This is a genomic window from Streptomyces mexicanus (assembly GCF_902506575.1).
Taxonomy (GTDB): Bacteria; Actinomycetota; Actinomycetes; order Streptomycetales; family Streptomycetaceae; genus Streptomyces; species Streptomyces mexicanus.
Window position 1 is genome coordinate 1 of the sequence record NZ_LR732613.1, and the last position, 24512, is coordinate 24512.

Annotated in this window: 18 protein-coding genes and 1 pseudogene; 2 read left to right on the forward strand and 17 right to left on the reverse strand. The window is 71.0% G+C overall.

The annotated features are described in order from the left end of the window. Positions 1 to 776: 776 nt before the first annotated feature. Genes GV126_RS33355 through GV126_RS33370 form a run of 4 tightly spaced genes read right to left on the reverse strand, consistent with a single transcriptional unit; the run spans position 777 to position 5513 of the window. Entirely contained in the window at positions 777 to 1919 is a 1143-nt protein-coding gene (locus GV126_RS33355; protein WP_159674836.1) for a glycine amidinotransferase, read from the reverse strand. Positions 1920 to 1937: 18 nt separating this feature from the next. Next, positions 1938 to 2921, reverse strand: a complete 984-nt coding sequence (locus tag GV126_RS33360; RefSeq protein WP_159674838.1) for an aspartyl/asparaginyl beta-hydroxylase domain-containing protein — start codon at positions 2919 to 2921, stop codon at positions 1938 to 1940. A gap of 16 nt (positions 2922 to 2937) precedes the next feature. Continuing rightward, complete coding sequence (locus GV126_RS33365) at positions 2938 to 4302, reverse strand: preATP grasp domain-containing protein (RefSeq protein ID WP_159674840.1); 1365 nt, start codon at positions 4300 to 4302, stop codon at positions 2938 to 2940. Between the two features lie 26 nt (positions 4303 to 4328). Next, positions 4329 to 5513 (reverse strand): cytochrome P450, encoded by a 1185-nt coding sequence (locus GV126_RS33370; protein WP_159674842.1) that lies wholly within the window; start codon positions 5511 to 5513, stop codon positions 4329 to 4331. A 314-nt stretch (positions 5514 to 5827) separates the two neighbouring features. On the opposite strand from GV126_RS33370, the gene GV126_RS33375 reads away from it, so the two are divergent. Then, complete coding sequence (locus GV126_RS33375) at positions 5828 to 7258, forward strand: NsdA family TPR-like regulatory protein (RefSeq protein WP_236570347.1); 1431 nt, start codon at positions 5828 to 5830, stop codon at positions 7256 to 7258. A 27-nt stretch (positions 7259 to 7285) separates the two neighbouring features. Here the strand turns inward: GV126_RS33375 and GV126_RS33380 are convergent, their stop codons facing one another. From GV126_RS33380 to GV126_RS33395, 4 genes are all read right to left on the reverse strand, one after another. Beyond that, positions 7286 to 8488, reverse strand: a complete 1203-nt coding sequence (locus GV126_RS33380) for a hypothetical protein (protein WP_159674844.1) — start codon at positions 8486 to 8488, stop codon at positions 7286 to 7288. Between the two features lie 122 nt (positions 8489 to 8610). After that, positions 8611 to 9342 carry a prepilin peptidase gene (locus tag GV126_RS33385; RefSeq protein WP_159674846.1) on the reverse strand — a complete coding sequence of 244 codons (732 nt, stop codon included), beginning with the start codon at positions 9340 to 9342 and terminating at the stop codon, positions 8611 to 8613. A 33-nt stretch (positions 9343 to 9375) separates the two neighbouring features. After that, a complete protein-coding gene (locus tag GV126_RS33390; RefSeq protein ID WP_159674848.1) occupies positions 9376 to 9750 on the reverse strand; it encodes a fic family toxin-antitoxin system, toxin component in 375 nt (124 codons plus the stop codon). A 16-nt stretch (positions 9751 to 9766) separates the two neighbouring features. After that, positions 9767 to 10000, reverse strand: a complete 234-nt coding sequence (locus tag GV126_RS33395) for a hypothetical protein (RefSeq protein ID WP_159674850.1) — start codon at positions 9998 to 10000, stop codon at positions 9767 to 9769. 113 nt (positions 10001 to 10113) lie between these two features. Here GV126_RS33395 and GV126_RS33400 point away from each other — a divergent pair, with 113 nt between their 5' ends. Beyond that, positions 10114 to 11073: a hypothetical protein gene (locus tag GV126_RS33400; protein ID WP_159674852.1), complete on the forward strand. Its 960-nt coding sequence runs from the start codon at positions 10114 to 10116 to the stop codon at positions 11071 to 11073. A gap of 15 nt (positions 11074 to 11088) precedes the next feature. Here GV126_RS33400 and GV126_RS33405 read toward each other — a convergent pair whose 3' ends face one another. From GV126_RS33405 to GV126_RS33445, 9 genes and pseudogenes are all read right to left on the reverse strand, one after another. Beyond that, positions 11089 to 11412: a hypothetical protein gene (locus GV126_RS33405; protein WP_159674854.1), complete on the reverse strand. Its 324-nt coding sequence runs from the start codon at positions 11410 to 11412 to the stop codon at positions 11089 to 11091. 161 nt (positions 11413 to 11573) lie between these two features. Beyond that, entirely contained in the window at positions 11574 to 12377 is an 804-nt protein-coding gene (locus tag GV126_RS33410; RefSeq protein WP_159674856.1) for a DUF6042 family protein, read from the reverse strand. Further along, complete coding sequence (locus GV126_RS33415; RefSeq protein ID WP_159674858.1) at positions 12374 to 12835, reverse strand: hypothetical protein; 462 nt, start codon at positions 12833 to 12835, stop codon at positions 12374 to 12376. Before GV126_RS33415 ends, GV126_RS33410 begins: the two co-directional genes overlap by 4 nt. Positions 12836 to 12895: 60 nt before the next feature. Then, positions 12896 to 13192 (reverse strand): annotated as a pseudogene (locus GV126_RS37815) (zinc finger domain-containing protein); the annotation flags it as partial. A 441-nt stretch (positions 13193 to 13633) separates the two neighbouring features. Further along, positions 13634 to 14857: a hypothetical protein gene (locus GV126_RS33420; RefSeq protein ID WP_159674860.1), complete on the reverse strand. Its 1224-nt coding sequence runs from the start codon at positions 14855 to 14857 to the stop codon at positions 13634 to 13636. After that, positions 14854 to 18852, reverse strand: coding sequence for a DEAD/DEAH box helicase (locus GV126_RS33425; protein WP_159674862.1), 3999 nt, complete (start codon positions 18850 to 18852; stop codon positions 14854 to 14856). Before GV126_RS33425 ends, GV126_RS33420 begins: the two co-directional genes overlap by 4 nt. A 922-nt stretch (positions 18853 to 19774) precedes the next feature. Further along, positions 19775 to 21328 carry an RNA-guided endonuclease TnpB family protein gene (locus GV126_RS33435; protein ID WP_236570348.1) on the reverse strand — a complete coding sequence of 518 codons (1554 nt, stop codon included), beginning with the start codon at positions 21326 to 21328 and terminating at the stop codon, positions 19775 to 19777. A gap of 82 nt (positions 21329 to 21410) precedes the next feature. Further along, positions 21411 to 22280 carry a DciA family protein gene (locus GV126_RS33440; RefSeq protein ID WP_159674864.1) on the reverse strand — a complete coding sequence of 290 codons (870 nt, stop codon included), beginning with the start codon at positions 22278 to 22280 and terminating at the stop codon, positions 21411 to 21413. Positions 22281 to 22289: 9 nt separating this feature from the next. After that, positions 22290 to 23804, reverse strand: a complete 1515-nt coding sequence (locus tag GV126_RS33445) for a transcriptional regulator (RefSeq protein ID WP_328707376.1) — start codon at positions 23802 to 23804, stop codon at positions 22290 to 22292. Positions 23805 to 24512: the final 708 nt, after the last annotated feature.

The following is a 24512-nucleotide window of genomic DNA, read 5'->3' on the forward strand; positions in this document are numbered from 1 at the left end:
TACGCGGGTAGGGTAGCGTCGGCAGCGTCAGATGTGTGTGAGAGACAGGGGCAGGTGGGCGGGCAGCGCGTGGCCCAGCTCGACGCGGTGGACGCCGCGGGTGGTGTGCTTGCGGGTGATGCACAGGTGGGTGGTGGTCCCGTGCTGGGTGAGGGACTCGACGCTGAACTCGCGGCCCTTCACGTACTCCTGGATCAGGACCCGCTCATCGCGCGGCATGCCGTACATCGGCTTCGCGGTGCGGGCGGCGTGCCAGGCCGCCTCCAGCTCCTCCTCGCTGGTGACCACGGTGACGCCGGCCGATCCGGCGCCGTCTGCGGGTTTGACGACGCAGGGGAAGCCGACTTCCGCGGCCGTGGCCCGCACCTGGCGCAGGTTGTCGGTGATCGTGGTGCTGGGCGCGGCGACGTGGCCGGCTTGGAACGCGGCCGCCATGAGGGCCTTGCTGCGTGCGGCGGCCGCGCGTTCGGGGTCGTTGCCCGGTAGCCGGAGGGCCGCGCTCGCCCTGGCGGCCAGGTCGGTGAGGTACTCGTTGACGGTGAGCAAGGCCTTCACACCGATCCGGTGCCCGTAGCCGGTGATGTCCTTGCAGGCTTGCCGGGGCTGGGCGAAGTCGGTGACCAGGCAGCCTGTCAGGAGCCGGCGCAGATCGCGGGGGTAGGTGGCGAGGGTGGCGGCGTCGGTGACGGCGTGCACGGGGTGGCCGGAGGCGGCCGCGGTCCGGGCGAGCGCCTCGGACTCGGGGCCGGCCGCCTCCAGCAGCAGGACCGGCATGCTCACCGGTAGTCCTCCGGGCCGCCGGCGCGGCGCGTGTCGAGGGTGAAGCAGTGGAAGCCGCCGCCGAACAGGCGGCGGTGGCGGTGGCGGATGGGGATGACGGTGAAGCCTTCGCCCTCGAGGGTTTTGATCAGGCCGGTGCAGTCGGCGTTGACCAGCACGCGCTGCTCGTCCAGGGACAGCACGTTGATGTCGATGTAGGGGCTGGTGAGGACCAGGTCGGTGTCGTCGTAGGTGGGGAAGCTGCCGGGGTCGGGCTCGGGCGGCACGATGAACTTCCAGCTGCGGAAGGCGTCGGGGAGCATGTCGCGCAGCCCGGCGTGCCGGGCGAGGAACACCCCGGGCTTGAGGGCCAGCAGCATGGAGTCGATGTGGTTGTCGGCCATGCGGTGCACGCGGTGGAGGCGGAAGCGGCCGGCCACCTGCCGCTGCAGCCAGTCAGCGCCGAGCCGGTGGTTGTGCTGCGCGATGTTGACGATGAGGTCCTGGCCCAGGCGCAGCACTTGGGCGCCGTCCAGCATCATCTCGATGCCGACGTCGTACGGGCTGGGCTGCGGGTCGGTGATCGGTTCGGTGGGCCCGCCGAGAGTGGTGGCGGCGTCGCGGGCGTAGGAGAGGTCGAAGCTGGCGTCGGTGAGGGTGGGCCGGGGCATGGTCGACCAGCGCGCGCCGGCGTCGGCGTAGTGGCGGAAGACGGGGGTCAGCAGCCGGGTCTCCAGGTAGCGGCTGCGGATCGCGGGCGCCGTCTCGATGATCTCGTCGCCGAGGATGAGGGTGTTGTCGCGGATATTGAGGGCGGGGGTGGGGGCGGCCTGCCAGCCCAGCCCGGCGATCGGTGCAGCGTTTTCGGGCAGCGGCAGCGGCCGGTGCACGGTGATGCCGAGCGCGGTGAGTGTGGCGGCGAGGTTCTCGACGTCCTCGTGGAGTTCCTCGGTGTACCGCTTGCTGATCTTCCAGGTCTCGGCGTGCCCGCCGCTGCCGCGGGCGGCCAGGCGCGGGTAGGCCCAGTCGGAGCGGTACCCGCCGAGCGCCTCGTGGAAGAACAGCTCGAACGTGAGGTCCCGGTCGTGCCCCACGTAGTTGTGCGCGGACCCCACGATGATTTCGCTGAGGGGGGTGAAGTCGTCGTAGCTGTTCAGCATCGGTTCGTCCTCGTTTCGTCAGGCGCCGGCCCGGCTGCCGTCGGCGGCCGGGACAGGGAAGTGCTGGCTGGTCAGGGTGCGGCCGTGCCGGGCGTGCAGCACGACGTGGTCGCCGCGGAGCTGGAGGGTGCGCTGCTCGCTCCAGCCGGCGTAGCGGTACTCGCCGTCAGCGACGGGCACGAGGGCGTAGCGGTGCTCCCCCGCCTGAAGGAGAAGCCCCCCGCCACCGCTGCGTTCGGTGAGCCGGACGGTCCTCAGGGGGCCCTGCAGCGGGGTGTCGTGGCCGAAGTCCATGAACCCGGACGGCAGCGCCACGCAGGCCGGCAGCGCGGCGGGCGGCCGCTGTGTGGGGGCGGGCTGCCGGTTGAACAGCACGTCGGCGTCGGCGAGCTCTTCCTGCCACGGTTCGGGGAAGAGCCGGGCGAGCTCGCGGGTGAGCAGCGCGTCGATGACCGCGTGGACGCGACGGACAGGCCCGGTGTTGCGGACCAGGTGCTCGCGGGAGAAGTCGCCGTACCAGAAGGTGCCGGCCGGCCATCGGTGTTCGGTGCCGTCCAGGACGAGGACCGCGCCGGGGTGGGTGACGATCGGGATGTGCAGGCGCACCATGCCCCGATCGAGGGCGTACTTGGGGTCGCGGTGCGGCTGGGAGGCAGCGCTCGGCCCGAGGGCGAGCAGCCGTACGGCGTTCAGCGGGGCCGGGATGCTGTCGAGGATCTGGTGCAGGTAGGGCTGTTGCTGAAGCCAGCAGGTGGGCGTGTAGTCGTCGGGGCCAGGACCGCCGGGGTCGGTGCGGTTGGGGTCGCCGCCGGGGCTGCGCAGTGGCAGGACGCGCCAGTCGGTCGGCGTGTCCGGGCCGATGCGGCCGGCGGCGTAGTGGGTGCGCTGGCGGTTCCACTCGTGTGCGGTGACCGCGTTGAGTTCGCGTGCGAGACGGGTGGCGTCGAAGACGGGTGTGAGGCGGGCCGCTGGTGCGGGCCGCGCGGGGGTGGTGGTGGCCATCGGTGGGTGCCTTTCGTCAGGCCGCCGCCCGGCCGGGCGCGGCGAAGCGGCTCTCCAGGGCGGTCCAGATCGCGTCGTAGCGGGCGGGGGTGTCGAAGACGGTGGAGAAGGTGAACTGGGCGCCGCTGCCGCAGGGCGGGTCGGCGATGGGCATCGACACGATCACTCCGGTGCGGTTGGCGGGGTCGTAGCCGAGGCCGAGGTCGTTCAGCGTGCGGTGGAAGGTGGCGCCGTCCGGGACCGTCCAGTGGGCAGGGACGTGGGATTCGGTGACGGTGCGCGCGGGGGCGATGTCCGCGTGCACGATGTGGTGGGCGAAGACCTCGTAGACGTGCCAGGACCCGGTGACCTGGGCGTTGACCTCGGTGAACAGCACCTGTCCGCCGGGGGTGACGATGGCGTCGGTGCTGAGGCGGCCGCGGTAGCCGACGTCCCGGTAGGTGGCGGCCAGGCGCGTCGACCCGTCGAGCAGCTGCTCGTGCACGGCGGGGGTGAGGTCGCGCAGGGGCACGCTCTCGTGGCTCAGGCGCCGGCCGGTGTAGCGCAGTTCGCCCATCTCAGTGGGCTGGATGCTGGTGTCGGTGAGGTGCTGCTCGCAGTACACCGTCCGTGCGTCGGGGATGAACTCCTCGAGGACGACGGGGAAGCGGCCGTCGGCGGACGCCCAGGTCCAGCGCTGGGACCAGTACGCGGTGATGGCCGTGGCCAGGTCCGCGCCGGACAGCTGGTGGAGATGGCGGGCGCCGGCGTGGCCGGTGGCCAGGGAAGGGTCGGCGACGAGCAGCTCGTTGCCCACCCCGGCCCCGTTGTGGGCCTGCTTGACCACGACCGCCCCGGCGTCCTGCAACAGCCGCTCGCAGGCGGCGGCGGCCTCAACCGGGTCGTGCACGACGGTCCCCGCGGCGACGGGCGCCCCGGCCGCCGCCGCGAGCGTCCGGAACACCGCCTTGTTGTTGACGAGTTCGCCGCCGCCCTGGGCGAGAAAACCGGCGCCGGGCAGCTTCTCGGCCAGGCCGAGGGCCGCGGCGAAGCGGGCGACGGACGCGGACGGCCACAGCGCCCACACCTCCTGAACCGCGCGGGTGCCACCGTTGCCGGCCAGCAGGGAGCGCACCTGCTCGATCAGGTCGGGATGGGTGAGCATCTGCGGGTCCAGCAACCGCTGGCCGAACCGGCCCGGCGGCACCAGCACCAGGTGCAGCCGGTCAGGGTCCGTGCCGGTCAGGGCGGTCGCGTAGCGTAGAAAGTACGGGTCGGGCGGCGCGCACGAGAAAACGAGGTCGCCGTTGCGGGCGCCCCACAGCGCGCGCTGCGTCCATGCCCACAGGTCGGTGCGGTCGCGGATGGACGGGTCGATGTGGTTGGCGATGATGATCCTCAACGCATCCTCCAGGGGGGCGGGTCGGGTCAGGGCTGGAAGGAGATCGGCAGGCGGGCGAAGGTGCGCATCGTGGCCGTGCGTCGGCGCACGGCGGTGCCGGCCGGGCTCGGCCAGGTCTGCGTGTCGAGGAGCGTGTCGACGAGGACGGCCAGGACGCGTTGGGCCATGACCGTGCCGAGGCAGGCGTGAGTGCCCCAGCCGTAGCCCAGGTGCCGGTTGGGCGTACGGTCCAGCACCAGCCGATCGGGAAGGTGGAACGCGGCGGGGTCGCGGTTGGCCGCGGCGAACAGCACGGTCACCTTCTCGCCGCGGCGCACACGTACGTCGCCGATCGTCACGTCGCCGGTGGCCAAGCGGGTGGTGCCCTGCACGGGGCCGTCGAAGCGGACCAGCTCGTCGACGGCCCGATGCACCAGGCCGGGCCGCTCGCTCAGCGCGCCCCGGATCCCGCGATGGCAGGCGAGGGTGTGCAGCAGGTTGCCGAGCGCGGCGGTGAGGGTGGAGTAACCGCCCTGGAACATCACGCGGGCCGTGTGCCGCACGTAGGCCGCCTGCTCCGGGCCGGCGTCTGCGGTACGGGCGCGGACCTGGCCCAGCAGCCCGGTGGGCCGGCCGGTGGTCGTGAACCAGGAGGCCACCAGGTCGCTCAGCTGGGCGCGGGCGCGGCGGCCGGGCTCGATCAGCGCGGGGTTCAGGCCGGCGTCCATGCTCCGCATGACCGTGTCGGAGATGGCCGCCCACTCGGCCAGCGACGGAGGTGAAACGCCGAGCAGGCCGGCGATCGCGGCCAGAGCGACGGGCTGCGCCAGCTCGCGCATCGCCTCCACGACCGGCTGCGCAGCGCACTGCTGCAGCCGGTCGCGGATCACGGCATCGACCGAGTTCTGCAGGGCGTCCAGGTCCTGGGCGTGCAGCGCGGTCATGAACAGGCTGCGCACGCCCGCCTGCTGAGGCGGATCGAGGATCTGCACGCTCAGCTGCGCCTCCGGCACGGGGATGCCGAGGCGGCGCGGGTCCCGCGCGAACGTGGCGTGGTCGCGCAGCACGCGCAAGCAGTCCTCGTACCGCGTGATCAGCCAGCACTCCATCACCTCGTGCCAGGCCACCGGTGTCTGCTCGCGCAGGGCGGCGAGTTGCGGATACGGGTCGGCGAGCGTCGCCTCGTGCAGCGGGTCGTAGCGCACCGGGGATGTCAGCGGCCCTGCGGCCATCGCGCGGTCTCCTTCACAGCAACGGGGTGGATGCGGTCCCGGCCGCCGGCGATACCGGCGGCCGGGATGCGGACAACGGGCCTCAAGGTGCCGGGCGATCAGTGGTCGTAGCCCATGACGGCCCTCCTCTCATCCGGAGGTCTCCCGGCCAGAACCGGCCGGCTGCACCCAGCGTCGCCCGCACCCCGCCGCAAGGTCATTGCGCCTGCTCAGAGGCGGAATTGCGGCTTGCCGCAATGCTCGTTTCCGCCCTGCCAGAGCGGCGGCGCCTGGGCTACCGTGGAGGGCTCAGGCTTGGCTGGACGGGGGCGCCCATGACCGCCGCAATCACCCGCTCGCGACGTGCCGCCATCGCGCGGGAGGCCGCGCTGATCCGCAGACGCTGCCAGCGCACCGGCTTCACCACCGAACACATCGCCGCGGCGATCCGCGAAGAACTCGCCGAGGTCACCGAACTGGAAGCGTGGCGCCTGGCGCTGGGCTGGTCCCGGGCCGACACCGTCGCGCAGATCGCAGAGCTGTACACCGCAGACGGCCTGCTGCCGCCCGGCTTATCGGAACAGATGCTGTGCCGCTGGGAACACAACTCCACAGAGTGGCCTGGGCAGGACTACGCGGTGATGCTGTGCCGCGCCTACCGGGCCACACCCGAGCAACTCGGACTGCACAACGTGGCACGTGTACGGCAGTTGTCGACGTGGACCGCGGAGCTGATCGGATACGGTCGCAACGACGCCGGCGGCGCCGCATCCGGCCGGCAGGAAGGGGCGGATCCGATGACCACCGATGCAGGGCTCCCCTCGGTCAGAGAGTCCCTCCAGCTCGCGCTCCTGGCCGAACCCGAGGGCAGCCCGCTGGTCGACGAACTCGCCGAAGCCGCAGCCGACCACTACCACCTGAACTACAGCAAGCACCCCGTCCCGGTGCTGTTCAGGGAGGTCCGCGCCGCGCGCACCCTGCTGGCCAACCTGCTCTCCCCCGGTACGGAAGGCACCGAGCTGCATCGTCAGGTTGGCCGGCTCTCCGGGCTGCTGGGCAACCTGGCCTTCCACCTGGACGACCCGGCTGGCGCGCGCACCCACCTGGCCACTGCCGTCTCCTACGCCAACCGGTGCGGGGACAGCGCCCTCGCGGCATGGGCGTATGGAGCGCAGAGCATGGTGGCCCGCCACACCGGCAATCTGACCGCCGCGCTCGCGTACGCCGAGCGCGGCGCGGCCGCCGCACCCGCCGGCCTGATCCGGGCCCAGCTCCACGCCTGGGCGCTGCTGCCCACCCTCGCCCAGCAGGGACGCGACCGGGAAGCGACCGCAGCCCTGGACGTGGCCCTGACCGAACTCGAAGCCGATCCGGCAGGACAGGCACCGGGCCGTTTCGGCTTCGATGAGCCGGAACTGGCCCTGCACCAGGCCGAGGCGCACCTCACGCTCGGCCGCACTGACCAAGCCCGCGCCCGCGCCGAGGCCTCTGCGGCCGCCTGTACCGCCGGAACGCCCGGTTGGGCCGCGGCCACTCTCGTCCTCGCCCAAGCGGAGGCCCCCGACCAGCCGTCTGACGCCGCTCAGCGTTCCCTGGACGTCCTCGACCGGGTGCCGCCGAGCCGTCTGCGCGCCACCGCCCGCACCCGGCTGCAGCGACTGGAGGGCCTGCTCGCCGCCCGCCCCGCCGAATACGTGGCCGATCTACGCGAACGTCTGCGCACCCTGCCGCCTCCCGTGGACGCGTCGGGCGCCGCATCGGCGTGACCGCCCGCAGTATCCGGGCCGCTGCGGTCACGGGTGGAGGAAGCCGCGATCGGGGTCGCGGGCCTCCTCGGGGTCGAAGGGGGCAAACCAGTCGCTGGGGGCAAGATTGACCATGCCGAGGGACTGATGGACGTCACCTTCGGGGTCCTCGATCCCGTCGAGGGAGTTGTCGAACAGCATGAGCACGTCGTGGTCCTGGAAGAGCACGTCGGAGCAGGCGTCCCAGTCGAAGTCGGCCCGCTCTTCGGGAAGGCCGGCCACGGTGTCCCGCACCAGCCGCGGCCGGTTGCGCGTCAGGTCCTGGGCGCGAGCGATCCCGAGGTGCAGGGCCATCTCCTCGCCGGTGCAGCGAGGTCCGACATCGGCACCGGAAGCGCAGTCGGCGGCCAGGTCGTCGAAGGCTCGGGCCATCTGCCGGCGCCAGTAAGCATTCTGGTGCCAGGTCACCCGTGGCAGCGAGCCGAAGAGCCCGCCAGCCGTCCGCTGGGCCGGCTGGTCCCCCAGCGTGGCAACCTCCTGCCACGCCTGGTCGGACAGCTGCTGAAGGGCCAAATGCAACACCGCCCGCGTCCTGGGGGTGAGGATCTCCTCTCCTTCGTCTTCTTCGTCCCAGTCCTCGCTCAAGGGGTCGGCTCCGCCGTAGCGGGCGCGGGAGCGCAGGTGCTCGCGTACGCGGTGCGTGGCCTGTTCGGGGGCGGCGAGCGCCGTGTCGATGATCAGCAGTTCGTCGGAGAACGGTTCGGCGGCAAGCAGGACGCCCGCCTCCGTGAGAAGGGCTGCCGTCGTGTCACCGGAGATCCGGGGCAGGATCACGGCGTACTCGTTGTCGGTCAGCCGGTCGATGATGCTGGAGATCACCCCGGCGACGGTCCACGGGTCGTCCCAGGGTGCTTCGATGTGAAGGTCGTCGACCACGAGGACGTTGCCCGGCAGGTCGACAAAGTTCTCGTACGCGGCGCGGAACTGTCCGTCCTCGTCGAAGAGCTGTTGCGCCGCCACCGCGGCGAGGGCCCCCTCGTCAGCCAGCCGCTCGCCAAGGTTGTGGGACTTCCAGTATTGGCCGCGCGTCGCACGCACCCGGGCCACTGTCTCGTCGCCAGCGAGGAGGGAGATCTGCCAGGCATGGACGCCCTCCGCACCGGGATCGACAAGCCGGTGGACATGCCGGAACTCCAGCGCCAGCGTGCTGGGATCCGTCTTGGCAGGGGGCCTGATCGCCTGGTCGGTCATCGACTTCCTCTCGCCGTGCAGCCGCCCGCGACGGCGCGATCCCAGGCTAGCCAGCACGGCGCCCGCCACGCGCGCCATCGCCACACAGCACCCGATCCAGCGTCCCTTCAAGGAGCCTGGGGTCAGGGACTGTGGGAGCCCAGGAGTACGCCGGCGAGTGTCCCGGCGAGAAGGAACGGGCCGAACGGGATCCTGCTCGTGCGGTCGGCCCGGCCCACGAGCATCAGACCTACGCCGTACAGCGCGCCGAACAGGTACCCGGCGAAGGTTCCGGCCAGGATGATCGGCCAGCCGTACCAGCCCAGGACGGCCCCGAGGAACAGAGCGAGCTTGACGTCGCCGAACCCGAAGCCCTTGCTGATCAGGAAGAGTCCGAAGTAACCGGCGCCCAGGATGAGGGAGCCGAGCAGCGCGGACGTCCAGCTGCCGCCGGCGCCGGGCAGCACGGCGGCGACGCCGAGCAGGACGAGCACGGTCGCGGCGAGCGGCAGGGTGAGCACGTCAGGGAGCCGGTGCGCGGCGAAGTCGACGGTGGCCAGCAGCACGGCGGCCGGTGTGAGCAGCAGCCAGACCACCAACTCGGGGCGGGCCGGGGTGACGGCCGCGAGCAGGGCGCAGACCACGGCCGTGACGGAGGCGACGCAGAGTGTGCTCGGCCCGTAGGCGTGCCCAGCGGCGCAGCGAGAACGTCCCAGCCATCCGTTGCCCATACCGGTGAGCAGATGGCCGGCCGGGCACGTTGACTGCCAGGGCTCCTCGAAGGGCACGGAGAGCCGGTACGCGGGCCGTGGTATGAGCACGCCCGTGGCGCAGCCCCACAGAGCGGCAGCCGTGATGATCAGCAACGTCTCCACCGCATGGAGCTTAAAGCGAGGCGGACCCGGGGCTCAGCTTCGCTCCGTCCACTCCTTGAGCGCATTGGCCAGGGCGCGGACATCGATCTGCCCGACGGCAACCTGCTCGGCGAGGTCTGCCGCTTCCTTTGCGGTGAACCGCACGGGCAGACCGCTGGCGGTCAGGTAGCCGACCGCGACCGCCGCGCCGAAGAGCTGGTTGCTGTGCTCCAGCGCAGGGACGCGGACCAGCGACTGGAAGAGAGCCGCGGCCCGGTGATGAGGGCGGGGATACACGGGCTCGCCCATGACGCGGAAGGCGTGCCGTGCCCGTGCCGCTTCCAGGGCTCCCCAGTCCGTCACGTCAGGGTCGCCCAGCTGTGTGCGGGCGATCTCCAGAAGCCACGCAAGATCTACTGAGAGGTCCACTGCAGGGCAGCCAGCCTCATGCTGCCGTCGCGCTCGGCCCGGGTTCCGGACCGAACCGGCGGGCGAACTCTTCGCGCATCCCGGGGGCGCTGAGGAAGCGGGCACTGCCCTCGAGGAACCGGGTGCGTGCCAGGTCTGCAGTCAGCCGCCGGCTCGCGTACTGATCAGGGTCCTCGTGGTCGTCAGCGGCGAGACGCTGCAGTTGCTCGTACGTCTCGTCGTCGACCTCGATACGGATCTCCTTCGCCATGGGACCACGGTAGCCGGACCGGAAGCCGGCGGGGAGGGATGGGTCGAAGCCCGCCGAATGTTCGAGCGTCCGAGGCGGTGACGGCCATACCAGTTCGGGGGTCCACTGGAGGTATGGCGCTTTACGACGCTAGCTCGGTAAAACGTCCTCGCCGGACAAAGGCACAGGTCGAAGCCCTGCGCGAGGCTATTGCCTCACTCTGCGAGGGGGCGCAGCCGTGCAGCGTTCGCCACGTCTACTACCTGGGGATCGGAGACCTGTGGGACAAGGACACCGGCACCTCGCGCCGCCACTACTCGGTCGTCGTCCGGGAGCTCGGCTACCTGCGGGAGACCGGGAGGATCCCGTGGGACTGGATCACCGACGGCACCCGGATGGTCCGGCAGGAGCTCCAGTACGACTCCCTTGAAGACGCGATGGAGCGTGCCGCTGAGGGCTACCGGCGGAACTTGTGGGCGACACAGAGCCGCCGTGTCGAGGTCTGGTGCGAGAGCGACAGCGTCGGGGGCGTCCTTCTGCCAGTGACCTCCGCGTGGGGCGTCGGCCTGTACTCCTGTCGCGGCCAGTCCTCCAAGACTTTCGTCTACGAAGCGGTACAGGAATACGCGAGACAGGGCAAACCCGTCACCGTGATCTTCACAGGTGACTGGGACCCTACCGGCAGATGTGTCCCCCGCTCGGTCATCGAACGCATGCACCGCTACGGCAACGGCGAACTTGACCTGGACTTCCAGCAGATCGCCGTCACCGCCGATGACGTCCGCTCGGCGCAGTTCACCACCCACGACGTCAACACCCGGGACGTCAACTACAAGCGCTACCGCGAGGAGTGCCTGAGCGAGGGCATCGATCCCCACATCGCGGTCGAGGTCGAGGCTCTTACGCCCGGCCTGCTGCGAAGCCGGTTGAACGATGCGATCGAGGCCTTGGTCGACGACGTCCGGAAATGGAACATCGAGGCACGGACGGAAGAGGCCGAGCGGGAGCTGCTGCGGTCCCTGCAGGGGACGGTGAAGAAGATCGTTCGCCGCACCGCGGGCGAGCCATCCACTGAAGCCGGCGAGAGCCAGTGAACCCCGAACATCGTCCTAGCGCTGCATCGGAGCCTGGGCAGCCTGGGCGAAATGCATGACGGCGGCCTTGGCGCCGACGGCGACCTCGTCGATCAGGGCCTCGCTGCGCGGGTGGGTCGGGTGCTTCATCGCCCAGAGCATGGAGAATTTGATGTCGCTCGGGCGTAGCAAGATGGCCTGGCCAGTGTGCAGCGGCTCGGGGGATTTGTACTGCCACAAACGGTAGAAGCGGCCGTCTTCGTCGTTGAAGGCCAGGTGCCGGTCGCCGTGGGGGTTGATCAGGCTGATTGCGAAAGGCAGGTCTTTCGGGCCCGGCTGCCAGGGCGCTTCCTTGTACACGCCCGGGCATGCCGGTATGACGTGGTGGTGGAAGAGGCGCTGGCGGATCCGGCGGCGTGGCGGGCTTCGGCCGCCGCCTACCGCCGGGACGGGTCGTCATTTTCCGGACCCGACCCGGGCAACCGTCGGTGGTCGGCGCCGCGGGCTCTCCGGGGCAAACCTCAGGCCGGGTTGGCCGGCAGGGTGACCTCGATGCGGCCCTGGTCGTCACGGCCGATACCGATCCGCTGGGCGTCGAACTTCCGCCAGTCGCAGTGCAGCCGGAAAACCTTGTGCGAAGCCACACAAGAGATGTCCTCGGTGGCGGAAAAGTCCCCTGCTTCCAGCAGGAGCTGGACAGCCTCACGGGCGTCATGGGAATGCCCCTCGATCGTGCGCGCCAGCCGGTCGAGACTCGTGATGATCTCGTTGCGGCGCTCGCCCGTCGGCGCGAACAGATCGATAATCCGATAGGAATCGCTTCCGTAGGCGGCATCGCGGCGCAGGGACTTTTGCACGGCGAGCTCCTCCTCGTCCAGCGGGAAGACCTCATGGGGGCCGGGCAGCGGGAATGCCGGGTGCAGGCGCGGCACGCCGCGTGCGTCACGGATTTCGTGCACGACCCCTGCGGCGATCAACAGGCCGAGCAGGTCGGTGAAGGTGCGCAGCGGCGGAAGGCCGTAATGAGCGGCGTAGCGGGCGGCATCGGCCTGTTGTTTGCGAAGGTCGGCGAGATCGTCCTCGTCGCGTTCCAGCTTGTCCTCCTGGTCCCAGCAGGAGGCCTGCCAGTCGCCGCGCGGATTGGCCCAGGTGCGTACGATCGTGCGTGCTTCCTCGCGGGTCAACGGCCTTCCTTCACAGCCCAAGCCGATGAGGAGCAGTCCCGTCATGTTTGGGGGAATCCGCAACCATCCGCCGCGGACGACGCTGCGGAGGTGCAGTTCTTGCTGCTCGTGCGACCAGTTCGTCAACGGCACCGTGGTCATGACGACGTTCCTCTCCCTGGCGTCTGGACAATGGGTTCGGAAGCGGGTGTCTCCGCGTCTGCCTCGGGAAGCGGTCCCGGGGTCGGCGCGTGGGCCTTCGCCGCGTTCCACTCCATGAGGAACTGGGCGGACAACTCACGCCGGTCGATCACTCGGATCGCGATGGGGTCGATGTAGACGCTGTCCTCGCCTGCCCGCGCGAGGAACCCTCGTGCGGTGAGCCGCTCGACGGCTTCACCGACCTCTCCGACGGTCAGGAAGTCGAGCGGCATGAGGATCAGCGCCAGCCCGAAGTTGTTCATCTTCGGGCCGCCGGGCCGGAGCACCTCCGCCTGCTTCAGAGCCAGCCACAGCAGGGTGGCAGCCTCGTACGGATAGGCCGCCAAAGCCTCGAGGACGTCCTTGTGCCAGGACACCACCAGCGTGTCAGCGTCGTTCGAGTCCAGCTCCATGTACATGCGGTCCGCCTCTGGCGGCAGGATCCGGTGAGGCGGCATGGGCTCCAGTGCGCGGCGGGCATCCAAAATCCGCCCGCGGTGCAGCTGGGAGCGACCGGCCCGATCAGGCGCGCACTTCTCCCCTGGCCCGGCCCGGCAGTTCGGGCAACTCCTGGCGCGAGCCCGCTCACGGACGGACGGCGGCACTGCTCGCCTCACCACTACCTCCTGCAGCGCCCCCAGGGGCACATTCGCCTGGCGGGCACGGTAAGACAACGTGAGCGATGCGCCCAGGTCACCAGCGGTTCGGCCGACCGGGTACCACCCACCTTCTTGCCGGGTACATCGCGAATCGCGGTGCGACGCCAATACAGCCACGGCAGCGGACTGTCCCTGTCCCGTGAGCTGGGTTGCTGTCTACCCGGCTGCGCCATCCGTCCCATTGGCAGGGGAAAACAGCCGCGCTGGAGGAGTGATGAGCAGCCCTACATCGGACCGGCGGGCGCCAGGGCGCGGTGCACAGCGAGGCGCCGTCCGGCAGAGGCACGCCCATGGCGTGCGAGGTGGATACGGCGAAGCTCCGGACAGAGCTCCATGCCTGGTGGTCGGCCCATGACGCGTCACCGACATGGGCCGACCGGGACCCCGGTTTCCAGCCGAGGAAGGTCTGCCTGCTGCCACAGGCGAGACGATGCTGCTCCCGAGCCACCGGTGTGCAGCGGTGCACCGATCCGGCCTTGGCAGTGGGCGGAGGCGCATCCGGCTCATGTCAGGAGCCGGTTCTGTGCCGATCTTATCGGCCTGCCGCCGAACGTTCTGCTACGAAATGCGCTGGTTGGAGCGGCGTGCGGCGCGGTAGGCCTGGGCGGGATCGGGCGAGGGGCCGGGGACGGGTTGCCAGACGCCGTATGGGGCGCGGTAGGGGTACCAGCGTCCGTCCGGCCCGTACCTCAGCTGGATGCCGGCCGCCTCGTCGGTGACCCGGTTGTCCTCGCACACGATGGTGGCTGTGGGCGCGGGACGCAGCGGCTGGATGCTGGCCTGGGCGTGGGCCAGGGTGTCGTGGTCGACGCTGAACGCCTCGAGGTAGACGGCGGCGCCGACCGGTCCGCCCTGGGTGTAGGCGAGTTGCAGGTGTCCCATGCCGACGACGTCCAGGTCGAGGTGGTCCATGGCGGCCTGCCGGAACGCGGCGCCGTGCGGCAGGGACAGGAATCGCGCAATGTCCCCGCCGGGAGTGTGGCCGTCAGGCAGCTGTTGCCCGTCCAGGCAGGCGCCGGCGCGGTGAGCGGCGTCCGCCGCGAGCGCCCGCAGGGCTTCGGTGCCCGGCAGCGGCTCAGGGGGTTCGGGCAGTGAAGCATGCAGCACAAGGCGCACCTGGGTGAGGTCCAGGGTCACCGGGTCCGGGATCGGCCGGAGTGCTCGGGTGACCTGCGCCGGCACCGGGGCCGCGGGCCCTGGGGTGTTGTCGTGGAGAGGGCGGGCGGCGGGAGCCGTGGGGCCGGCGGGCTGGGGTGCCGGGCTGTTCGTTCGCAGCCGCTTCTTCAGGTGCTGGTGGGGGCGGCCGCGCAGGGTGAACAGCGGGGCGGGCGCGGTGCGTACCCGCTCGGTGAGGAGCATGCCGACGGCAACGGAGTGGGGGCACGCGGTGCTGGCGGCGTCGGGGGTGCAGGTGCAGGTGTGGGAGATGTCCTGCGGGTCGGGGGCGATCGGGACGCCGGCGGTGAGAGACGGGTCGGTGAGCTGGTCGCTGATGGCGGCAGTGCCGGCGAGGTCGGCGGCGTCGGGGCGGGCGCAGATCGCAGCCTCGATGCGGTCCCATTCGCTGGCAGTGAGGGGGGTGACCAGCAGACGGGGCCGGGCGACCCGGCCATCGGGCAGAGGGAACTTGCTGGTGGCGAAGCCCTGGTTGACGTTGAGCGGGCCGGCTTGGCCGGCGGCGAGCAGGCGTCGCGCCTCGTCGTGGAGACGGGCGTCCCCTGTGGCCTGGTGGAGGGCGCTGGTGAGGGCGCGGGCCCATCCGGCGGTGGTGTGCACGCTCATCGGCGCTCTCCCAAGGCGACGAGATCGGCTAGTTCCTGGTCGGTGAGCTGGGTCAGCGCCTGGTCCCCACCAGTAAGGACGGCGGAGGCCAGGGCCCGCTTGCGGGTGAGGAGCTCGTCGATGCGGTCTTCGACGGTGTGCTCGGTGATCAGGCGGTGGACGCTGACGGTGCGGTGCTGGCCGATGCGGTGGGCACGGTCGGTGGCCTGGTCCTCGACGGCGGCGTTCCAGCTGCGGTCGAAGTGGATGACGTGGGCGGCTCGGGTGAGGGTCAGACCGGTTCCGGCGGCCTTGAGGGACAGGATCATCACCCGGTGGCGTCCGGCCTGGAAGGCGTCGACCATGCGCTGGCGCTCGGCCACAGGGGTGGACCCGTGCAGGAAGAGCGGGTCATATCCGAGGTGCGTGAGGTGGGCTGTGAGCAGGTGGCCCATCTGCACGTAGCCGGTGAAGACGAGCGCGGCCTCGTCGCGGGCCCGGATCGTTTCCAGCAGGTCGGTGAGCGCCGCGGTCTTGGCCGAGCGCGCCGCGAACGCGGCGGCCTGGTCGGGCGTGGGCGGCTGTTCGCGCAGGTAGTGGGCGGGATGGTTGGTGATCTGCTTCAGCGCGGTGAGCAGCTTGAAGACCAGCCCGTTGCGTTCGATGCCGCGGGCGGCCTGGACTTGCTGCAGAGTCTCGCGGACGACCGCCTCGTACAGGGCCGCCTGTTCAGTGGTCAGCTGCACCAGGCGCGGCTGGTCAATCTTCTCCGGCAGTTCAGGGGCGATCCCGGGGTCGCTCTTGCGCCGGCGGAGCAGGAACGGGGCGACGACACGGCCCAGTTCGGCGGCTTCCGCCGAGTGGGGGTCCTTCTCCGCGGTGTTGGCCCAGCGGGAGCGGAAGGTCTTCAGCGTCCCGAACAGGCCCGGATTGGTCCAGTCGAGCAGCGACCACAGCTCAGAGAGGTTGTTCTCCACCGGGGTGCCGGTCAGCGCCAGGCGGGTGGTTGCGGGCAGGGCGCGCAGCTGTCGCGCGGTGGAGGAGGCGGGGTTCTTGGCGTGCTGGGCCTCGTCAGCGATGACCAAGGCCCACGGCTGTTCGGCGACGCGGGCGGCGTCGCGGCGCAGCAGGCCGTAGGTGGTGACGACCAAGGTGGCGTCGGTGACCGCCTCAAGGGTGCGGTCACTGCCGTGGTAGGCGACGACCGGCAGGTGGGGAGCGAAGCGGGCCGCCTCGCGGCACCAGGTGGTCACCAAGGACGCCGGGCAGACCACCAGGGTCGGGCCGGGCGTGTGCTGCTGGTGGTGCAAGGTGAAGGCGATCGCGCTGAGCGTCTTGCCCAGGCCCATGTCGTCGGCGAGTACGGCACCGAACCCGAGGCGTGTGACGTGGGCGAGCCAGGTCAGGGCGCGCTGCTGGTAGCCGCGCAAGCTGGCCGTCAGGCCAGCGGGGGCGGGCACCGTCTGATCATGGTGTTCTCCGCGCCGCAAGACGTCGATCATGTCGGCCAGCGGTCCAGATGGCCGGCACGGCACCGTGTCGCCGGCGACTGTGACCGTGCCGGTCAGGGCGGCAGTCAGCGCCTGCGTCCCCGGCAGCTGGCCCAAGAGCCGGTGCCGGGCACGCCGGGCGATGACCGGGTCGGCCAGCACCCACTGCCCGCGGATGCGGACCAGCGGCCGGGCGGCTTCGGCGAGGGCGTCCATCTCCTCTTCGGTGAGGTCGGCGCTGTCCAGGGCGAGCTGCCAGCGGAAGTCGAGCAAGGCCGTCACGCTGAACCGCGGCCGCTCTCCTACGGCCGGGCCGCCCGCGTTGGGGCTCGCGCCGGCCGTGCCGACGACCGCGGCCGCCGACAAGGCGGTACGCAGCCGCTCCGGCCACACCACCCGGACGCCTGCCTCGGCGATCTCAGCCTCCTGCTCCAGCAGCACCGTGATCGCGCCGGAGTGCAGAGTGCAGCGCTGCGGATCATGCTCACCGGCCAGCCCTGCCAGCGCCGGGCACCTGCGCGCTGCCCGGCGCAGGACCCGCCGCACCCGCGGCCGCACGGTGTCGGCGCTCTCCCCCTCAAGGCGCGCGGTGCCAGCCCATACACGGGCAGCGGGGACCTCGCCCGGCGCGCCGGGGCTGGATCCGACAGGAGCAAGGAGCAGGTCGGCGGTCAGCCGACCGGCCGCGGCCTGCTCGTCACTGGGAGACTGGACGCGCAGGATCAGCTGCGGGGACGGACCGCCGTCCGCCTGATCCTCCACACGGTCCAGCCAGTCGCGCACCGTACGCTGCGTTTCCGCTGTGACCGGAGCGGGCGCTGACGCGGTCCAGGGGCCGGCACCGAACAGCGCGGCGGCCGGAGTGCGCACGAGCGTGTCGGCCACCGCGTCACAGCACGCGGTGAGCGCCTCCCGCGCCGCCATACCAGAGGGGAACGCGGCCGGCGGTGCGGCATCGGCGAGAGCGCCGAGCGCCTCGTCGGCGCTTGCCGGGATCGGCCCCGCACGCCATACAGCCCGCTCCCCCTCGTCGAGGGCGGGATAGACAAGCTCCGCCTGAACGAGCTGAAGGGCGATGTGCACCGCCCGCTGCCAGAACACCGCACTCGGGTGCGCGCCAGCGCCAAGCTGGTGCACCGCGGGCAGGCCGTCGGCAAGGGGAACCCGCCACCCGGCGCCTGCTGTGGTGCGTCCGGCGACGAGCGGAGCGGGCAGATCGGTCATCGGCAGCGCGCGCGGACCGCTGTCGTGCACCCACCACGCCGCCGGGCTGGCACCTGCGGCGGGCTCGAAGATGACGGGGCAGCCGGCTGCGATCGCCTCACGCATCCAGGCGACCGGATGGTGGTCTTGTGGCTGAAGCGGCAGGCGCTCGAGACGGCCGGCCAGCACGGAAGCCTCCGCTGGTGCTGGTGCTGGTGCTGGTGCTGGTGCGGACTCGGCGACGGCAGAGGCCGCTTGGCCAGCACGACGACCGGCGGCAGAGGAACGCAACGCGGCGGCGTCGACACTGCGCAGCTTGTGCAGCAGCTTCAGCGCGGCCGCGCGCCGCGCCGCCTCCTTGTCCGGGCCGGCACCAGTGGCCTGAACGCTAGTGCCGGAGTTGCGGTGCTGGCAGGTGTAGGTGCACTCCGCGCGTGGACCCAGTGAGCGCAGCGTCGCCTCGGGCTTGGTGATCAGGTCACGTTGGTAGTGCTTGTTCAGCGTCTTGATCGGGTCCTGGCCCTTTTCCGGGAGCGTGATACGGACGGGCTCAGCCCGTTTGTCCTCGGTCTGCGGCTCGGGCTCGGGCAGGCCGACCAGTTCGGCAAGCAGCGCACAGCTGGCGTAGTGGCGGGCCGTCTTGCGTGACCAGGCCGACCGAGCCGACCCCACCCGCGTGCTCTCCAGTTGCAGCCGGGCCCGCACCCGGTGACGGCCCTCGGCGGCGTCCAACTCCTCCTCGTAGGACAGGCCATTGGGCTCACCGTGCTGTTCGGCGAACCAGTGCAGCAGCCGGGCCGGAGCCGGCGGCATCGCCGCCGCACGCTCCAGCGCAGCCATCCGCACACGGTCCCAGGCATCGCCTCGGACGTCGAAGAGAAGGAGGTACATGTCGCGGTGACGCAGCCGCCCCGCACCGGCCCGACGCAGCGCCTCCTCTTCCAGCTCACCATCAGGTCCCTGCCCGGCCGCCAGGGCCTGCAGCAGGCGCTGCTCGAAGACCTCCGTCAGCATGCCGGGCAGCACGAGACGCTCAGCCGCACCGGTCTGCGCCGGCATCCGACCGGCCGGAGTGACACCGGCGAGGTGGGCCAGCAGGGCGAGCGCCGCCCGGTCCTTGGCCTCCCGGCTGGTGCGGGCCTGCTGGACAGGACCGGTGACCTGCGCCTCCGCGGGACCGACCCGGGCGGCATAGGCGGCCGGCGCACCGGGCTGCGGCTGCTGGACCTGCTCGTACTGAGGCGACGGCCACACCTCGATCTGGGTGTGCAGGACCAGGACGTGCCGGGCAGTCTCCGGATCATCCGTGAGAGCGTCAATCACCGCACGACGGACCTTCTGCCAGCCCGGCAGGTGTCCGGTTGCCAGCAGCACGAGCCGCAGGTCACGCGTGGAAAGCGCCCCAACCCGCAGGCGGCGCACCGCCTCACGGGCCACAGCTGGATCGGCTTCAGCCTGGCCGGCGAGCTGCTTGAGCGTGTCGTGCCACTGGTCGGCGTTCAGCGCCGTCAGCCCGGGGCCTTGCGCCCCCGTCTCGGTTCGCTGACCGGCTTCAGCCGTAGAACGCACTCCCACTCCACTCCCTCCGGCGTCACAGCACCGGGCACGTCACTGTCGGCAAGGACCTCGCCACAGTAAGGCAGAGGGCTGACAGCACCGCTGTGCGGCGCCGTACGCGGCCGGTGCGATGGAACGGCTTCTGTCCCAGGGGTGGTTCTGGCCAGCACTCGGTAGGGGCGCAGCGTCCGTACGGGGAGCCCTGGTGCTCCCGGATCCATCAGCAGGGCGGCAGCAGCTGCGGGGGGGGTGTCAGCCTCGGTCGGTTCCTCGTTCCGGTCGCTCTTCCCACGCACTACTCGAACCTGGTTAAGCCTGCGGCCTCGGACTCATTCCAAGTCGCTCCCTGCCCGCGTGGTCGGACCTGATCGGTGACTGCCTCCAGAACATCCTGGACGGTCGCTCCCCCACAGGCGTGGTCGGACATCGCGCGGGGCTTGTGGCGGTGCGTGATCGTCGGTCACTCCCCCGCCGCACGGATCGGACTAGCGCCGGGTGGCTGGGTTGGACTTGTCCCATGGTCGCTCTCCACATGCGTGGGTCGAACCTCCCAGCCAAGAGAAAAGGAGCTGAGCTACATGGGTCGCTCCCCGCCTGCGCGGGTCCAACGGCCGGGTCTTGCGGCCGACGGGATTCCCACGCGGTCGCTCCCCGCCTGCGCGGGTCCAACACTTCCTGACCAGCAGTGTCAGACCTGCTTTGCCATTTCGTGTCCGATGTGGTTGTGGGTGAAGAGCGTCGGCGGATCACTCCGCTGAGGTGGCACCGGCCTGGGTGGGCTGGTGTCTTCCCGTTTCATCGCCTCCTGCCGCCTGGCCCGGGGGCCAGGCGGTCTTACGGGGGCTCCGCGGGCGTTTTGTGTCTCCCCTCTACCAGGGGCGACAGGTCGGTCGACAGGGACGGCGTGGGCCGCGATGTTGCGTGCGGCGTTGAGGTCCCGGTCGATCGCGAGCGTGCAGTTGGTGCAGTGGAACGTCCTGTCCGCGAGCGTGAGGCGTGGGTTTTGCCACCCGCAGGCGGAGCAGGTCTTGCTGGACGGGAACCAGCGGTCCAGGACCGCAAGGGTAGAGCCGTACCAGCAGGTCTTGTAGGTGAGCTGGCGACGCAGCTCACCGGGCGCGGCGTCAAGGATGGCCCGGTTCAGGCCGGCCTTCTGACGGACGCGTCGACTGGGCTTGTCAACGGTGCCGCGAGCGGTGCGCGTCATCCCTGCGACGTTGAGGTCTTCGACGGCCACTTCGGCGAAACGAGTGGCGAGCTGCTTGGTCAGCGCGTGCAGGACGGTGCTGCGCCGCACGGCGACCTCGTGGTGCAGCCGGGCTACCCGGCGCCGCACCTTGTCCCGCCGCGCTGAGCCCTTCTGGGTGCGGGCGAGCGCCCGCTGCGCCTTGACGAGCCGGTGCTCGGCCTTGCGGACGTGCCGGGGATTGGTCACGAACGCCGTGACCGCATCGTCGGGTTCCAGGGGCTGAGAGAGGACGGCCAGGTGCTTAACGCCGAGATCGACGCCGACGCGGCCGCGCTGCCGCTGGCGGCGGGTGGGCTGATCGGGCAGATCAGTGGTGACCTTGCACAGCACGGAGGCGTACCATCGGTGCCCGGCCCGGGAGACAGTCACCGACTGCACTACGGCATCACCGCGGCCGATCAGGCGACCCAGGCGCTTCGCGGACTCGTGCAACCGCACCGAGCCGATCCGCGGGAGGAGCAGTCGCCGGTAGCTCTCCAGCCGGATTGCCGGTCGTTTCACGTTGTGGTGGAGCCGGAACGCTTCCCGCGCGCGGCCCTTCTTCTTAAACCGCGGGTAGCCCACCCGGCGTCCTGCCCGAGCCCCGCGCAGGGAGTCGAGCCAGTTCTTCCACGCCCGGTCGGCATCAATGAACGCGGACTGGAACGCATAGGTGTTCACCTCGTGCCACCACGGGCACGGCCGCTCCGGCCCGTACACGCCCTCCGGCAGTCCGCCGGTGCGGGAGTCGCCCTTGATCTGGTTCAGGTGCTTCTGGATCTGCGGCTTCGACGGCGCCGGGACCCGCACCTTCTTACGGGCTTCCGCCTCCGGGACACCTTGGCCCACAAGCGCCTGGACCTCGCGCCGCCACTGCTGGTGCGCGGCCACCTTCATGCCGAGCGCGTGATTGAACGCCCACCGCGCCGCACCCGCATGCCGGGTTAACGCCTCCACCTGCCCGGGGGTGGGATCCAAGGCGAACTGGAACGCCCGAAGGACTTCCTGCCGCACTCGCTCACCCCCCTAACCTCTCTGAACTGCAACTGGGTTGGATCGTAGAGGACACCACCGACAATGCGACCGACCTGCGCATTCACGCCGTGCGCTGCACTACCGGCAGCTGCGCGGTCTCTGTCTCACGGCCGGCCCTCTGAGCGCGTTCGGCCCGGGCCCGGCGCAGTGCGGCGGCTTCGGTGGCTGCGGCCTGGCGGCGCCGCTGGGCCCGGGCGACTTCGATCGGGCTGAACTGCTCGTCGGGGTCCGGGTCGGGGAAGGCGCGTCGGCTGAGCTCTCGCAGGGCGCGGGTCTGCGACTCGATCGCTTCCGCGATCGCGGGGTCGACGTGCCGGTCGGGTCGGGCGGCCTGGTGGGCGGCGAGCGCTTGGAGGTAGCCGTCACTGGCCATCTCGCGGGTCTTGACCGGCGCCTGGGACTCGCCCGCGGTGTGCGAGGCCGACTCTGGCATGCGGGGTGCGGGTGTCGCACTGGCTGCCAGGACCCGCACGGTGCGGACGGCTTCAGTGCCGGCCGCCTGGTTCGCTGTGGTGATGATCCGGGCGGTGATTAGCCGGAGCTGGGTGGCGTAGGCGGGCGAGTCCGGGCGCAGGTCCAGCTGGCCGGTCTCCGGGTGGAAGGCGACGGCCTGGACGTGCTCGGGCAGCCGGGGCGAGATGGCGGCCGCGATGTCCGGCCAGTGGTCCAGGACACTGCCGCCAGCGGCCGGGATGGCCCAGGCCCGCTCCGCCATGAGGCCTTGGAGTACAGCTGCGAACCCGGCCGGCTCGCGGCCGTCACGCTTCACAGCAGCGCCCTGGTGGCGGCGGCGCGGAATCCGGGCCTCGCTGGCGCCGCCCTTGCGCGCGGCCTCGCGGGCGGCGTGCAGCGCGACCCGCGCGAGATCAACACCGGACAGCGCCGGGCAGTCGACGGCGGCCTGTTCCGCGGGGATGGGGGTCTCGGTCATCTGGGCCTCCTACCGGTGGGTGAGAGTCATCAGCGAGCTGCGGGCAGCGCTCGCCAGCTGGCGGGCGCGGCGCACCAGGTCAGCGCCATAAATGCGCTCGGCCGCCTCGCGGCCCATGGCGTCGACGGCCAGCTCGATCAGGTCGGTTACACCCCTCATGAGCTCGCCCTCCGCTTGGGCGCGCATCTGGTCGAACTGCGGGTCGACCAGCCCCTGCTCGGACAGCGCATCCGCCGCCGGGGCCTGGTCGTGGTTGCGGCCGCCGTTGGCCACCTCGTGGACATGGGCGAACGCCTGCGACACCTGGCGTGTGACGGCACTGCTACGGGGGGCTTCCCAGTCGCCCTCGAACCGCTCCCGCTGGGCACGGACCTGCTGGATGCGGTGACGGCGGGCTGCTTCCTGAGCAGCCCGCCACTGGGCGACTGCCTCGGCGCGCTTGGCCGGCGTGTCCAGGATGGTCACGGCGTTCGACAGCAGGACGGCGAGCAGGCCAGATCCCCGGCGGACCCGAGCAACGTCGCCGCCGCGGAAGTGCAGCCACGCGCGCACGTCGGTCACGGTCCATCCGGCATCAGCGACGTGCCGTGCCACCCAGGCGATCCGGGGCACCGAGCAGCCGCGCAGCCAGTCCAGCTCCTGGGTCAGCTCGCGGGCCAACTGGAAGCGGCGGCCCACGGCGTTCAGCTTCCGGCCACTGCGGGCCTTCACCTTGGACTTCTTCGGGGTGGGGGACTTGCGCTGTCCGCTTGCGAGTTTGCTCTCAGGGGGGAGGGATGTACCACCCGCAGTAGAAACGCTTGAGGAACTACCCCCCATTGGGGTGCAACGTGATCCTGGCGAAACAGCCGTCACACAGGTCCCGGAAGACCCCCTCCGGGCGCCCTTCGCCACAACCCTCGAGGACGTCTTCGACTGCGGTTGCCGCACCTTCCGGGCCGCCAGCTTCGCCAGACGCGCCATCAGCTCCCGGCTCGCCTCCGCGATCCCCGTCATCACCCGGGTGTACGCGGGCGCGTCCTGGTTGTGATGCTTTGTCCGGATGCCCAGCGCCTCATCGAACGCCACCGGAATCATCCGCGCGAACTCCGAGGCCTGCGGCGGCTCGCCCCGCTTCCGCGTGCCCTTCACGATGTAGGCCAGCAGCCCCGTCTCCCGCAGCGCCGCCAGGTGGTACTCCACCATCCGCTCCGACAGGCCCGTACGCCGCTGCAGATAGCCCAGGCCCGGAAAGCACGGGGACAGCTCCGCGAGCAGCTGTGCGACGTACACCGTCGTCGCGTTGAACGAGCGCAGCCCACTGGAGCGGTGACGCCGCGGCTGGTACAGCCCCGACCCTGCAACCCAGTGCACCGCCTGCATCCAGCTGTAGCCATCCGGCGCGATCCGGCCCGTCGACGACGACAACCACTGCCCCGACTCGGGCACCCACAGCTCGGGCAGTACACCGACCGCCCCGTCGCCGTCGACCGACGCACGCGGAGCAGGAACCATCACGGCGGCCGGCGCCGCCACGGCGCTCACCGGCCCGCCCGGACGGACGAGGTAGAGATCATCCCGGCAGCCTTGCGCAGGCCGCCTGTGGACAGACTCCGCGAAGCAGCAGGACCACCGAGCGCTCCCGCCCGGCGGGCAGAAACCTCTGGTCGCGTCCCGCCACAAGGGAAGACGACCGTGGACGGCGGCCGGAAGCTGAGCATCCCGAGAGCCTGCGGGACAGGCCCTGTGGACAGAGGCCGGGCACCGTCGGCGTCCACCTCGCCGGGCGACCGTGTGACACCCGTGATCAACTTGTTATTCGAACAAACCGTACAAATTACGCAGAACGGCCGAGAGAATCCCGTCACACGGGAAACGCGGGGGGCTCGAACCGGGTTGAATCGGACACGGTCGAGCTGACAAAGGGACGTCAGGTCGTGCACTATGGCGGGGACACCAACTCTCATGTGCGAGTCGGACCAGCCCGCGAAGCGGGACGGGCCGACGAACGGACTGGGAGGCACCAACCGGTCCGCTCCTTACGGAGTGGACCGGCCGCCACCAGGCCCCCTCCGTGAGGAGCGGGCCGAGCACCCAAGTGGAGCTCCGAGCGCCGACGGCCTGCCAAAGCTGCCGGAACCCGGGGTGAAGCACTTGGCGCTCCAGAGGCCCCCTGCCAAAGGGGCTCCTGAAGGGCCGGGGTGGTCGCCTTGCCAAGGGCGACCGGGTGGACCCGCTTTGCCAAAGCGGGGT

Bases quoted from the DNA above. Each gene is read 5' to 3' on its own strand.
- GV126_RS33360 (WP_159674838.1), bottom strand. From the start codon at position 2,921: ATGGCCACCACCACCCCCGCGCGGCCCGCACCAGCGGCCCGCCTCACA.
- GV126_RS33375 (WP_236570347.1), top strand. From the start codon at position 5,828: ATGACCGCCGCAATCACCCGCTCGCGACGTGCCGCCATCGCGCGGGAG.
- GV126_RS33420 (WP_159674860.1), bottom strand. From the start codon at position 14,857: ATGAGCGTGCACACCACCGCCGGATGGGCCCGCGCCCTCACCAGCGCC.
- GV126_RS33440 (WP_159674864.1), bottom strand. From the start codon at position 22,280: ATGACCGAGACCCCCATCCCCGCGGAACAGGCCGCCGTCGACTGCCCG.
- GV126_RS33380 (WP_159674844.1), bottom strand. From the start codon at position 8,488: ATGACCGACCAGGCGATCAGGCCCCCTGCCAAGACGGATCCCAGCACG.
- GV126_RS33355 (WP_159674836.1), bottom strand. From the start codon at position 1,919: ATGCTGAACAGCTACGACGACTTCACCCCCCTCAGCGAAATCATCGTG.
- GV126_RS33415 (WP_159674858.1), bottom strand. From the start codon at position 12,835: ATGTACATGGAGCTGGACTCGAACGACGCTGACACGCTGGTGGTGTCC.
- GV126_RS33395 (WP_159674850.1), bottom strand. From the start codon at position 10,000: ATGGCGAAGGAGATCCGTATCGAGGTCGACGACGAGACGTACGAGCAA.
- GV126_RS33400 (WP_159674852.1), top strand. From the start codon at position 10,114: ATGGCGCTTTACGACGCTAGCTCGGTAAAACGTCCTCGCCGGACAAAG.
- GV126_RS33370 (WP_159674842.1), bottom strand. From the start codon at position 5,513: ATGGCCGCAGGGCCGCTGACATCCCCGGTGCGCTACGACCCGCTGCAC.
- GV126_RS33410 (WP_159674856.1), bottom strand. From the start codon at position 12,377: ATGACCACGGTGCCGTTGACGAACTGGTCGCACGAGCAGCAAGAACTG.